The 13,372-nt window shown below is 41.1% G+C and carries 13 protein-coding genes; 12 read left to right on the plus strand and 1 reads right to left on the minus strand.

From position 1 onward, the window contains the following. The first annotated feature begins 75 nt into the window (after positions 1-75). From EKQ44_RS15460 to EKQ44_RS15505, 10 genes are all read left to right on the plus strand, one after another. Complete coding sequence (locus EKQ44_RS15460) at positions 76-1,167, plus strand: YpbB family protein (RefSeq protein WP_237664439.1); 1,092 nt, start codon at positions 76-78, stop codon at positions 1,165-1,167. Further along, positions 1,139-2,668: a RecQ family ATP-dependent DNA helicase gene (locus EKQ44_RS15465; protein WP_237664440.1), complete on the plus strand. Its 1,530-nt coding sequence runs from the start codon at positions 1,139-1,141 to the stop codon at positions 2,666-2,668. Before EKQ44_RS15460 ends, EKQ44_RS15465 begins: the two co-directional genes overlap by 29 nt. Beyond that, positions 2,665-3,282 carry a CPBP family intramembrane glutamic endopeptidase gene (locus EKQ44_RS15470; protein WP_237664441.1) on the plus strand — a complete coding sequence of 206 codons (618 nt, stop codon included), beginning with the start codon at positions 2,665-2,667 and terminating at the stop codon, positions 3,280-3,282. The genes EKQ44_RS15465 and EKQ44_RS15470 overlap by 4 nt, the downstream gene beginning before the upstream one ends. Further along, the gene (locus EKQ44_RS15475) at positions 3,275-3,961 is read left to right on the plus strand and encodes a LysM peptidoglycan-binding domain-containing protein (protein ID WP_237664442.1); all 687 of its coding nucleotides are present in this window, start codon (positions 3,275-3,277) and stop codon (positions 3,959-3,961) included. The genes EKQ44_RS15470 and EKQ44_RS15475 overlap by 8 nt, the downstream gene beginning before the upstream one ends. A gap of 71 nt (positions 3,962-4,032) precedes the next feature. Then, the gene (locus EKQ44_RS15480; RefSeq protein WP_237664444.1) at positions 4,033-4,488 is read left to right on the plus strand and encodes a DUF2663 family protein; all 456 of its coding nucleotides are present in this window, start codon (positions 4,033-4,035) and stop codon (positions 4,486-4,488) included. A 217-nt stretch (positions 4,489-4,705) separates the two neighbouring features. Next, positions 4,706-5,482, plus strand: coding sequence for a metallophosphoesterase (locus tag EKQ44_RS15485; protein WP_237664446.1), 777 nt, complete (start codon positions 4,706-4,708; stop codon positions 5,480-5,482). Positions 5,483-5,589: 107 nt separating this feature from the next. Then, complete coding sequence (locus EKQ44_RS15490; protein ID WP_237664447.1) at positions 5,590-6,501, plus strand: MerR family transcriptional regulator; 912 nt, start codon at positions 5,590-5,592, stop codon at positions 6,499-6,501. Positions 6,502-6,611: 110 nt separating this feature from the next. Further along, positions 6,612-7,202 (plus strand): genetic competence negative regulator, encoded by a 591-nt coding sequence (locus tag EKQ44_RS15495; RefSeq protein WP_237664448.1) that lies wholly within the window; start codon positions 6,612-6,614, stop codon positions 7,200-7,202. A gap of 200 nt (positions 7,203-7,402) precedes the next feature. Then, a complete protein-coding gene (locus EKQ44_RS15500; RefSeq protein WP_237664449.1) occupies positions 7,403-8,683 on the plus strand; it encodes a Glu/Leu/Phe/Val family dehydrogenase in 1,281 nt (426 codons plus the stop codon). Positions 8,684-8,778: 95 nt separating this feature from the next. Then, positions 8,779-9,765, plus strand: a complete 987-nt coding sequence (locus tag EKQ44_RS15505; protein ID WP_237664450.1) for a YpdA family putative bacillithiol disulfide reductase — start codon at positions 8,779-8,781, stop codon at positions 9,763-9,765. A 421-nt stretch (positions 9,766-10,186) separates the two neighbouring features. On the opposite strand, the gene EKQ44_RS15510 is transcribed toward EKQ44_RS15505, so the two are convergent. Continuing rightward, a complete protein-coding gene (locus tag EKQ44_RS15510; protein ID WP_237664451.1) occupies positions 10,187-11,161 on the minus strand; it encodes an asparaginase in 975 nt (324 codons plus the stop codon). A 124-nt stretch (positions 11,162-11,285) separates the two neighbouring features. On the opposite strand from EKQ44_RS15510, the gene prsW reads away from it, so the two are divergent. Together prsW and EKQ44_RS15520 are read left to right on the plus strand one after the other, a co-directional pair. After that, the gene (gene prsW, locus EKQ44_RS15515; protein ID WP_237664453.1) at positions 11,286-11,960 is read left to right on the plus strand and encodes a glutamic-type intramembrane protease PrsW; all 675 of its coding nucleotides are present in this window, start codon (positions 11,286-11,288) and stop codon (positions 11,958-11,960) included. Between the two features lie 355 nt (positions 11,961-12,315). Further along, a complete protein-coding gene (locus EKQ44_RS15520; protein WP_237664591.1) occupies positions 12,316-13,365 on the plus strand; it encodes a cell wall hydrolase in 1,050 nt (349 codons plus the stop codon). Positions 13,366-13,372 lie beyond the last annotated feature (7 nt).

Raw genomic sequence — 13,372 nt, forward strand, 5'->3', positions numbered from 1 at the left:
AAGATGTGATAAACATGTCGCATTTTACAAAATTTTGATAAAATAACTGTAGGGGAAGAAAGGTGTAGAACTTTGATGAAATCATTCGAATTTTTGTGCTTGTTTTGTCTCCATGCTTTACGTGGAGAAAGGAGCATTTCGGGCATTTTTCATTTACTTAGAGGGAAGAAATCCTCTCAAACGATACAAGATGCCAATATCTTTTCATTGGGTATTCTATATGGTCTTTTTCCGGAATTGAACCGAAACTTCTTGTTGGAGAACATGGAAACTTTGGCAGCGCAAGGTCTTATTGAAGAGATTCAGACAGATCATTATATTATAACGAAAACAGGGAATGACAAATTATCCGAATACAGTAAAGTGTATCCTCTTCCCTCTTATTTGGATGGCTTTTCCTATAAGGAAAAAAGCAAACACTTTTGGAAGAGGTACTCTTTGCTTGTTCAGACTCTTTCCAACCTAGCCGGGAAGGAAAGTTCCTTCCTGCCGGTCCAATATGAGGATTCCGTACAGCGGTGGGTTAAGAACCATCTGTTTCAACAAAAAGGGCGTCTAAAAGCGCAGTTGCTGAATGACTTGTATCAAGAGACAAATCAACTCCTGCTACAGGTAACAACCACACAAGCCACTGTTTTCACCCTGATGTTAACAGGACATCGACAAGTGGGTAGAACAGCAGAGCAAATTGCAAGTCTTCTTCATACCGATCCAATTTGGGTTGAAGTGGAATTCCAAGCCGTGCTGCATTACCTCATGAGCAACCTAGAAAAGGCAGAGTCTAAAGGAACCTACCCGACTCTTTATTCCATATGCCCTGATTTACTCGTACGTCCGAAACTGACGGAAACCACACAGAAAACATTGAAGCTTCTTAATCAAGGTCTTAGCTTACTGGACATAGCCAAAGTAAGACGGCTAAAGGTAAGCACCATTGAGGACCATATTGTCGAGATTGCCTTGCATTCAGACCAATTCTCCATTGAACCATATATGGAAAAGGAGAAAATGAATGAGATCTTAAAGGTCATTCAACAATTACATACACATCAGCTTCGAAGGATTAAAGAGAGATTGACTAATAAAGATATAACCTATTTTCAAATAAGATTAGTTTTGACAAGGACGGGGGATGGCGATGAGTCTAGAAAATCTGTTAAAAGCTAAAACCGGCTTTTCATCCTTCAAAAAAGGTCAAAAAGAAATAATGGAAGATGTGCTTGATTACAAAGACGTCATCGCACTTCTTCCTACGGGCGGAGGGAAATCTCTTTGTTATCAGCTTCCGGGATATGTATTAGAAGGGGCGGTCCTGATAGTTTCTCCCTTATTATCCCTAATGGAAGACCAGGTGCAACAGCTGAGGGCCAGCGGGGAGAAAAGTGTGATTGCGCTCAATTCCTTTCTGTCATTCTCAGAGAGAGAACGGCTGTTGTCCCTCGACCTGAATAGATACAAGTTCATTTTCATCTCGCCTGAAATGCTACAAGTAGAGAGATGGATCAAAAAGCTGCAATCCATCCAAATCGGTCTCTTTGTAGTCGATGAGGCCCATTGTGTGTCGCAATGGGGTCATGACTTCCGAACAGATTATCTAAAATTGTGGAAGGTAAAGGAATCACTGGGAGGGCCACCGAGTTTGGCACTTACAGCAACAGCCACTAGAAACGTTATCAAGGATATTCAAACGTTTTTAAATATGACCACCCCTTCCTTTCATATCAATTCAGTGGACAGGCCAAACATCGCGATGAAGGTAGAGAAGCTTTCAAGCAACCAAGAAAAAAAAGAAAGACTGCTGGAACTGCTTCAAATTCTCAGGACCCCTGGAATTGTCTATTTTTCAAGTCGAGCAAAAACAGAAGCGATTTGTAGGTACCTGCAAGACAACGGTATAAAACGTATTGCCTATTATCATGCAGGCTTGACTCAGGAACAACGAATCTTGATCCAGCAGCAATTTCTGATGGATCAGCTAGATATTATCTGCTGTACGAGTGCTTTTGGAATGGGAATCAATAAAAGCAATGTAAAATTTGTCATCCATTATCATCAACCAACACAACTTGAGGCATATGTGCAGGAAATTGGGCGTGCGGGAAGGGGTGGCAACAGAAGCATTGCCATTTTATTGAAAAGCAAGGAAGATGCGATGCTCCCGGAATTCATTATTGAAAATGAACTTCCCGACCCTGCCTGGATTTCTTACACGGTGCAAGAACTAGTGACCTCATATGGGAAACTCACTGATTTGAACAGAGTCTCGGTGAAAGAATGGATGGAAAAGGCCGCAGGAGAGGAATCCCATTGGAGGTATCTTTCCTACCAAATGAATGAGTTCATTAAGAAGCAAGGGTCCTTATCTTGGGAGACAATCAAAGATTGTATTGCATTCATTCATACCCACATGGAAGAACGCACAACAGTGAAACGAAGGAAATTGGAGGATTTTAACCTTTGGACTACCGCTTTCATGTGCAGAAGAAAAGGTATCCTTCGCTATTTTGATGAAGAACTAATTTCTCCTCCTGTCCCATGTTGTGATGTTTGTGGCTTGGATATGGATTATTTCAAAGGGAAAGAAAAGAGTTTGTCCGAGGAAGAAACTACATCCCTTTCTTGGCAGGGTCTTTTGAAAAATATATTTTGGCAGGAAGTTGAAAAGTGAAAAATAGACAAGCTGAAGTAATTAAAAATATGAGTCCAAAAGAACTCCTATTCCATCTATACTTATCCCAATTGGCATTTTTGGTTATCGGGGTGATTCTTGCTTTTATCCTTTTCGACAACTTTGCTTCCTTCTTTAGAATATTCCCCTGGAAGCCTTTAGAAGTATTGGTAATCGGGACGATAGTTGGAATAAGCGTTGTTGGTATTGACCTGTTATTGATGAAGTGGCTACCGAAGGATCTATTGGACGATGGTGGCATCAACGAAAAGATGTTTCAGACCAGAAGTGTCCCTCATATTTTTTTCCTGGCGATAGTTATTTCAACTGCGGAGGAATTCTTGTTCCGAGGAGTCATTCAGACACATTTTGGAATTTGGGTCGCAAGTATCGTTTTCGCACTTCTACATATTAGATATTTGCACAAATGGGTATTATTCCTCTCCGTTGTTATAATAAGCTTTCTACTCGGATACCTGTATGAAGTGACAGGAAGTCTATATGTCACAATATGGGCGCATTTTCTGATTGATGTATTACTTGCGTTAAAGATTAGATACGATTATGTGAAAATTAAAGACCATGAAAAGGGCAGGAGTGGGGAACATGAATAATGATAAAGGGTTGGATCAAGCAGACGGGTTAAGAGAGGAAGTCCAAAAAGAAACGAACAAGCTACCTTCAAGAAGTGAACTGCACGCTCATAAACGTAACACAAAAACTAAATGGAAGCTGAAATTTCCATTTGTCCGGTTAGTAGGGGTACTGTTTCTTCTTATCCCTATCAGCATTTTGGCAATCCATTATAATGACAAGGATTCCAGTTTCCTCGACAAAATCTTTACACCGCCAGTGAAGAATGTGGAGTCCATCTCCATATCGAAAAATGTCTCCGCTGACAGCGCGGCAAACAAAGAGAGTGAAAAAGAAATGCCTGCGACAGAGCGTGTTTCCAGTATGGAGGCGGACAAAGAAGAGGTGGCTGAAGGGGAAGATGGCAAGGAAACAAGCGGACCAGGGAAGACAGTGGAAACAGAAGAGGTGACCGCAGCTAGCCCTCCTGTGGAAACAAGCTCATCTGGTGGTACGGAAACAGAAGAAACTACGGATACGGAAGAACAGTCTAGTGTGCAATATGTAGAGCATGTAGTTCAAGAAAGTGAAAACCTCTTCCGGATCTCCATGAAGTATTTCAGCAGCAGGGAAGGCGAAAGAATAATCAGTGATTATAATAATCTTGTCAATGACCAGGTGAATGTAGGACAGAAACTACTTATTCCGATAAATAGGTAGGATGGAATTCATACGGTTCCCCTCTATTGCATAATTTCTAATAGGACATGTTATGAAAGAGGGGATAAAATATGGAGCCGATCATCAAAATGCTGAACCATCATACAGATGAAGCGACTAAACAGACATTGCAGCTGTTGGTAAATAAAAAAAGAAAGCAGGACACCTTCAAAAAAAGAGAGTGGAGGTGGAGGATGTTCTGTTGTGTAACGGTTGGATTTTTCTTGGCATATGTTTACTTTTACATCTTCCATCAGTCGCCATCCTATTCTGCAAGCATCTCCTATTTTTTTGATCGATCTGTCCATTTCTGGATGGTAATGTTCATCGCTTTTCAGCTGGGAATGATTAAATATCTTCTTTACAAAAAAGATAAGGCGGAGAAGGAATATCATGACTTGCGAAAAGAAATGGTGAAAAGAAGTGATGATTATTGGTCCAAACCTACCGATTGGAAACAAAGGCATCACGTTTTTGATATGATGAAAAAAGAATTTGACATTAATTTGTATCATGAAACGAAATGAGCTTGCTTGTTTTGGTATAGTTGCGATAGAAAATTATCGCAACTTTTTATTTTTTGGCTCTGTTAATGCATACGTTTATTTATGAAGCAACATAGCTGTTGATTGGAGCAATAGGTGCAGACTCATGAGGAGGCTCAAGGGCGACCTCTAGATAAGTTTGCAAAAATCAACAACGTCGTTTAACAGAGCCTATTTTATAAATGAAGGGAAGTTTCTTATGGTTTGGAGTTTATTTGGGATTGTTGCTGCTTTTGGCATAGCACTTGTTTTCTATATGTATCGTCAGGCTAAGCAAGAAAATATAGTAGAACAGACACTTGCATTCCCTGAGTTTCCAAGCATCTTAGGGAAGGTCAGGATTTTCTTCATTTCCGACATTCATAGGAGGAAAATTGATCCGGATTTTATTAAAAGAATAAATAACATAGATTTGGTGGTAATAGGTGGTGACCTTACAGAAAAGAAGGTTCCGTTTAGTCAGGTAGAGGAGAATATCAAGCAACTGAAGAAAATAGGCATCGTCTTTTATGTGTGGGGAAACAATGACTATGAAGTCGAGCATCATGAATTGGATTCCCTTCTTTTACAACATGGAGTAAAGATACTGGATAACAAAAGCTATTTGTTTGAAAGTGATGCAGGAGACAAGTTAGAGATCGTAGGGGTGGACGATTTGGTGCATGAAAGAGACCATCTCGATGTGGCTTTGGAGGGTACAAGCAAGGACAGTTTCAAGATCTTGGTAAGTCATGAACCGGAAATCGTGGAGAAATTCACTGAAAAAGAGGGAATCAGCCTAGTTTTAAGTGGACATACCCATGGTGGACAAATTCGAATTTTTGGCTTTGGTCCCCATGAGAGAGGGAGGATTACTCATTTACCATATACCACACTATTGGTCAGTAATGGTTTTGGAACGTCGTTGGTTCCACTCCGTTTAGGGGCTCCACCGGAGACGCATATCCTCACTATCACCACTAGAGAAGGATCATGATTTCCACACCTGTAACAGCCTATTCAAAACCTATACAAAGTTTACACAACCAATTTCGTACTATATAATTCAAAGTATGGATTTTGATAGGAGAGAAAGGGATCTGTATGTCAACTAATGAAGGTAAGTACAATATTAAGGCAGCATCAAAAATGCTGGGTATTCAGCCAGGAACATTGAGGGCATGGGAGAGAAGATATCAAATCATTGCTCCAGTCAGAAATGAATCGGGACATCGCTTATACACGGAGGAACATATCAGGATACTTAAGTGGTTAATCCAGAAAGTGAACAAAGGCTTCACTATCAGTCAAGCCGTTTCCCTATTCGAAAAGAACAATCAAGCTCTTTTGGAAACGGAACATGCACATTCGGATCAAGAAGATATGTCCACTGAATTACTTAATCAGTTGATGGAAGCTCTTTTGGAGTTCAATGAAGGGCAAGCCCATGAATTGATGGATAAGATTTTTAGTTTATACTCGGTTGAGAAAGTGCTGATTGATATTTTGGGAACATTGCTCGTTAAAATCGGTGATATGTGGGAGAATGATGAAATTTCAAGTGCCCATGAACACTTTGCCTCTGCATTTCTGCGCTCACGGATCGGGATGATCCTACACGGATTACCGGTAAACGGCTTCCTTCCTAAAACAGTGTCGGTATGCGGACCTGGAGAGTGGCATGAACTAGGATTACTCATATATACCCTATTTGTAAGAAGAAAAGGATTTGAAACGGTCTACCTAGGTACAAGTATCGCAGATGATGATATCCATATCGTCCTAAAAGAGATTGATCCGAAATTTCTTTTTTTATCTTGTACCCTTTCCATCAACCTGCCTAAAACATTGGAAATGGTGACAGCGCTTAAAGAGCAATATCCGTCGCTCATCATAGGACTGGGCGGTACAGCTGTCGATAAAATGCCAGAAAACAAGAAAAGTGAATTCCATGATCACCTTATTGGAAGTACAATGAAAGATTGGGAAGACTGGTTGCGGGTAAGGATGAATTAAATTTCCTTTCCAACAATGGAAGTTCGTCACGAACCAACTTACACCTTTTATCATAAAATGTAAGAAGTTCAAGGGAGTTAAAGGGTGTAAAGGTAGGGGAGGAGTCTTTCATGCGGCTGGAACGATTAAACTACAACAAGATAAAGATATTCCTCACATTTGATGACTTGGAAGATCGCGGGTTAACAAAAGAGGACCTATGGAAGGATTCGCAAAAGGTTCATCAGCTGTTTCGAGACATGATTGATGAGGCTAGTGCGGAGTTGGGATTTGAAGTAAGCGGTTCGTTGAACGTAGAAGTCTATGCACTCCAGGCACAAGGGATGGTGGTCATTGTGACTTCCACCGAGCAGGAAGAATTGGAAGAAGAGTTCAACGATGATTATATAGAGATGCAAGTGACAGTGGATGAAAGTCAGGAACTGTTTTATGTATTCGAGTCTTTTGACCATCTCATCGATCTAGCAAAAAGACTTCAAGCTTTTCATATCCATGGGGGTACCATCTATTCTCATGATCAAATGTTTTACTTGCTGTTATCGGAAGAGGATGTTGACATCATGATGGACATAGACACTTTGATTGCCTTGTTATCCGAATACGGCACACCATCTACGATGACTACACATCGTGTGGAGGAATATGGGAAGAAATTACTGGATCGCCACGCCATGAAGCAATTAAATAAGTACTTTAACTAAAATACGGCCTATTCTACATACGTTTTTCTGTAGTTTAGGCTGTTAGTATTTTCTGACAATTCTTACGTTTTGTAATCGGTTACATTTTTTTAATAAAAGTTTATTTTCCATCTTTGCATAGTGGTACGGAAGGTGTATACTATGTCATGAAGATGGACTAATTCAATCTTATTATGTGAGACAATCTAGGAGGTTTACTTATGGTAGCCGAAAAAAGTAATGATAAAAAGAATACTAACGAAGAGAAGTTGGATGTATTAAAATCAACACAAGTTGTTATACATAAAGCCCTGGAGAGGTTAGGCTATCCTGAAGAAGTATATGAATTGCTAAAAGAACCTATGCGCATGTTAACGGTGAAGATTCCGGTAAGGATGGATGACGGATCTGTCAAAATATTCACTGGTTATCGTGCCCAACATAATGATGCTGTAGGACCGACTAAAGGTGGAATTCGTTTTCACCCCAATGTTTCTGAAAAAGAAGTGAAAGCACTGTCCATCTGGATGAGTTTGAAATGTGGGATTGTAGACCTTCCTTACGGTGGTGGTAAAGGCGGAATTGTCTGCGATCCGCGTGAAATGTCCTTTAGGGAGCTAGAAAGATTAAGTCGTGGTTATGTTCGTGCCATTAGCCAGATAGTAGGACCGACAAAGGATATCCCTGCTCCGGATGTATTTACCAATTCACAAATCATGGCATGGATGATGGACGAATATAGCAGAATCGACGAATTCAATTCTCCTGGATTTATTACAGGGAAACCACTGGTGCTAGGTGGATCTCATGGAAGAGAATCGGCAACAGCAAAAGGGGTAACCATCTGTATCCGTGAAGCTGCCAAGAAAAAAGGCATAAATATCGAAGGAGCACGAGTCGTGGTCCAAGGGTTTGGTAATGCAGGAAGTTACCTGTCTAAATTTATGCATGATGCTGGAGCAAAGGTAGTGGGAATTTCCGATGCTTACGGCGGACTATATGATCCGAATGGCCTGGACATAGATTATCTGCTTGATCGCAGAGACAGTTTCGGAACTGTAACGAAGTTATTCAACAACACGATAACCAATAAAGAACTGTTGGAGCTAGAGTGTGACATTCTTGTTCCTGCAGCGATCGAAAATCAGATTACAGAGGAGAACGCGCACAATATCCGTGCAAAAATTGTGGTAGAAGCTGCGAATGGGCCGACTACCATTGAAGGTACGCAAATTTTGACGGATCGTGGTATCCTACTTGTTCCTGATGTGCTTGCAAGTGCTGGTGGAGTGACAGTATCTTACTTTGAGTGGGTGCAGAATAACCAAGGTTACTACTGGACAGAAGAGGAAGTAGAAGAAAAGCTAGAAAAAGTGATGGTCAAATCGTTCAACAATGTATATGAAACATCACAAAGCCGCCGTGTGGATATGAGACTTTCCGCTTATATGGTCGGTGCACGTAAAATGGCCGAAGCTTCACGCTTTAGAGGCTGGATTTAATATTTGCTTAAGCTTTCCCAATCCCCTATCATATAGTGATAGGGGATTTTTTGCTATACCCAAAAATCAAATTTGTATGACGGAGTTGAACAACGGTGATAAACAGAGATGCCATCATAGTGGGAGGCGGCCCATGCGGGCTATCGGCAGCCATAGCCCTGCAAGACTCAGGACTATCCCCACTTGTCATAGAAAAAGGAAATATAGTAAATGCAATCTATAACTACCCCACACATCAGACCTTCTTTAGTTCAAGCGAAAAGCTTGAAATAGGGGAAGTGCCATTTATTACAGAAAATAGGAAACCAGTAAGAATACAGGCATTGACATATTATCGGGAAGTAGTAAAAAGAAAAAAGATTGAAGTGAATGCTTTTGAACTGGTGGAGCGGGTAGAGAATCTCGAGGATGGCACTTTCGTTGTGCATACTTCCAAACAAAAATATGCAACCGGTTATGTAATCATTGCTACTGGTTATTATGATAATCATAACAAATTGGAAGTGCCTGGGGCGGCCTTAGATAAGGTGTCACATTATTTTAAGGAGGGTCATCCGTACTTTGATAAACATGTAGCGGTAATCGGAGGTAAAAATTCTAGTGTGGATGCAGCATTGGAACTGGTAAAGGCCGATGCACATGTTACCGTTATTTATCGAGGTGAAACCTACTCACCTAGTGTCAAACCATGGATCCTTCCGGAGTTTGAAGCCCTTGTTCGTAACGGGACCATTCGAATGGAATTTGAATCAAAAGTGACACATATTACGGAAAAAGAACTTTCATTTGTCAATAAGAATGGTGAGGAGCAGACCATTTATAATGATCATGTGTTTGCCATGATTGGCTATCATCCGGATCATTCCTTCTTGACTGAAATGGGAGTTGGAATTGATGAAGAGTCGGGACGTCCTATCTTCAACGAAGAAACAATGGAGACCAATGTGAGGGGAATCTTTATTGCTGGTGTCATTGCCGCTGGAAATAATGCTAATGAGATATTTATTGAAAACGGACGGTTTCATGGTGGAATGATTGCGGAGTGTATTAAGGGTAGAAGTAAGACTTTAAAGGGAAAATAAGAAGAACCCGATGAGGACAGAGTAATGTGAAAGGGGCAGTTTCAGTCGTCAAAGAGGTTCAATGAGGACAGAGTAAGCCGTTTAATGGGATCGTCAGTCGTCATAGAGGCTCAATGAGGACAGAGTAAGCCGTTTAATGGGATCGTCAGTCGTCATAGAGGCTCAATGAGGACAAAGTAAGCCGTTTAATGGGATCGTCAGTCGTCATAGAGGTTCAATGAGGACAGAGTAAGCCGTTTAATGGGTTGGTCAGTCGTCAAAGAGGTTCAATGAGGACAGAGTAAGCCGTTTAATGGGATCGTCAGTCATAATAGAGGCTCAATGAGGACAGAGCCAACCTCTGTAAGGGTCAGTGAGTCTTCATTATCGTCCAAAAAAAAATGGAGTGCTCAAAAATCTTGAGCACTCCATTTTTTGTCCTTTATTTTAAAAACAACAGCTGCAACTCTGACGTATCCTTGGTACTTTCTAGTGCTACCATCAGTTTGATTCGTGCCTTTTGACCATTTAGTCCATTGGAGAAGATTACTCCTAATTCCTTCAATTTACGGCCGCCTCCGTCATAGCCGTAAATATCCTGTACAATTCCGTTGAAGCAACGGGATACCATCACAACGGGAATATCCGCATCTCTAAGGGCTTTGATCCCAGCCACTGCTGTAGGAGGAATGTTACCTTGTCCAAGCGCTTCCAAAACAACTCCATCGATCTTCATGTCTTTTAACGAATGAAATATACTTGAATCCATCCCTGCATATGCTTTCAATAACATCACATTTTTAGTTACTGCCCTCACATGGTACTTGTCCTCTGCAACAGGGGAATGGTGAAAGAATGCGCCTCTTTTTGTCACGATTCCGATAGGGCCATATTGTGGACTTTGGAATGTGGCAATATTAGAAGTGTGTGTCTTTGTCACGTTTTTTGCTGTGTGTACCTCATCATTAAGTACAACGAGGACACCTTTGTTCCGTGCTTCCTCACTTGCAGCTACTTTTACAGATGCTAGGAGGTTATAAGGACCATCAGATCCAATTTCGTTACTTGAACGCATCGCCCCTGTCAATACAATCGGAACTCTTGTTTGAACAGATAAATCGAGGAAGAAAGCTGTTTCCTCCAATGTGTCTGTTCCATGAGTGATCACGAAACCTTCTACAGCGTTCTCGACAGCATGGTGATCGATAAACATTGAAAGCTCAAGCATATGTTTAGTGGTAATATGTGGAGAAGGAAGGTTGAATAATTCATAACTTTCGATTTCCACATGAGAATCCACTACCAAAGGAATGGTTGTTAAAGGGTTTCTTTCTCCTGGTGATACTGCACCGGTCTGTTCATCCTCAGACATTGAGATAGTACCACCTGTGTGAATGATCATTATTTTCTTTTTCATATACGTCACCTCATAATAGTAGCCAATCTATTTACAAACAATTTCCAAAAGTTTAGACATCTTATTTCATTAATTACGATAACATGATACGATAAAAAAAAACAGATTGAAACGAGGCTTATTTATGCTGGCAGTTGTATCCGCCGGGATTGCTCCAGGCTTAGCATTGTTGTCCTATTTTTATTTAAAAGATACGTTCACGAAAGAACCCATAGCATATGTATTTAAAATATTCATGTTTGGTGCGTTGCTTGTGTTTCCGCTTATGTTTATCCAATATGTTATCCAGCTGGAACTTGGAGTCACCTCGCATTTTGTAAAGGCCTTTCTCCTCTCTGGTCTGCTTGAAGAGTTCTTCAAATGGTTTATCCTTATCTACCTCGTGTACCAGAACCTCCATTTTGATGAACATTACGACGGAATCGTTTATGGTGTGGCTGTCTCACTAGGCTTTGCAACAGCTGAAAATATTCTTTTCCTACTTGCAAATGGAGTGGAACTGGCATTTGGTAGAGCCGTTTTACCTGTTTCCAGCCATGCGTTGTTCGGGGTCATTATGGGCTATTATTTAGGGAAGGGGAAGTTCACATTTAATACCAGAAAAAAAAGGCTTTGGATTTCTCTATCATTGACCACCCCTATATTTCTACATGGAATGTATGACATGATTATACTATCCCAAAAATATTGGGGGCTTTATATGGTACCATTTATGGTGTTTTTATGGTGGCTTGGTTTAAGAAAAGTCAAACTGGCAAATACAGTAGAAAAATATAGCCCGCAAAAAAAAGTTGTCTAGGGAAACTTTTTTGCGGGCTTTTCTTATTGGTGGCTCAATTAAGCATAAAATGCAACAACGATTGGAGCAATAGGGGGAAGACTCCTTAAGGAGATGACGTTTTAGGGGAGACCCCGCAGGCGAAAGCAGAGAGAACTCCCCAAACGCCCCTAGGAAAGTGAAGCCTAATACAGAAATCTACAGTGGTATCTAACTAACAGAGCCTTATTGATGAATAATCCATTTTATGGAATACCTCTTTTCTCCAAATGACTCTGTATAAAATACCAATATCTACGGAAAATACATTGTAACAATTGTTTAAAGAAGTCAAAGGAGGAAATGTAAGGTGAAACGGTTACTATTAATTTCATGTATGTTCCTTTTTAGCACATGTATGTTATTTTCGATAAATCAAACCTCTGTAGATGCCTTTTCGGAGCAGATCATCCAAAAGGGTGCCACAGGGAATGATGTAGTCGAATTGCAAGCGCGGCTCCAGTATAATGGCTACTACCATGCAAGGATTGATGGCGTGTATGGTTGGTCGACGTATTGGGCAGTAAAGAATTTTCAACAGGAATTTGGTCTCGATGATGTAGATGGGCTTGTTGGTCCAAAGACAAAAGAAATGCTGAACAAATCAACTAAATTCTATAAAGATTGGGTTCATCAGCAAATTAATTCTGGTAAACGCTTTACACATTACGGTGGGATGGAGCTTAAATATCAAGTCGAACCTTCTCCCGCAACGATAGAAAAAGCGAAAAGCGGAGCAACCAATCAATGGCAGAAACAAAAAACACAATACCAAAAACCAGAAGCGGCACCGCAAAAAGGTACTGGCAAACCAGCACCAGAGCAACAGCCACAACAGCCTGCTCCAGGACAAGAACAACCGGCACCAGAACAACAGCCTGCTCCTGAGCAAGAACAACCAGCACCACAACAAGAGCAACCAGCTCCAGAACAAGAACCAGCGCCTGCACCTCAAGAAGAGCCTGCACCTGAAGATCAGCCTGCCGAGGAAGAAGGAGAAGCTCAGAGTGCGACAAATATGCCGGGGGGCTTCTCGGACAACGATATTCAGTTGATGGCAAACGCAGTATACGGAGAAGCACGTGGTGAACCTTACGAGGGTCAGATTGCAGTAGCTGCTGTTATTTTGAACCGACTCAATTCCCCTACATTCCCAAATACGGTATCTGGCGTAATATTCGAACCACTTGCATTCACAGCGGTGGCAGACGGTCAGATCTGGTTGACACCGAATGAAACGGCAAAAAGAGCGGTGGTCGACGCGATTAATGGAATGGATCCATCTGAAGGCGCGACGTATTATTTTAATCCTGACACAGCGACAAGTGGCTGGATTTGGGGACGTCCCCAAATTAAAAGAATAGGAAAACACATTTTCTGTGACTAATGAAGAG

Source organism: Sutcliffiella horikoshii, from assembly GCF_021991925.1.
Classification (GTDB): Bacteria; Bacillota; Bacilli; order Bacillales; family Bacillaceae_I; genus Sutcliffiella_A; species Sutcliffiella_A horikoshii_F.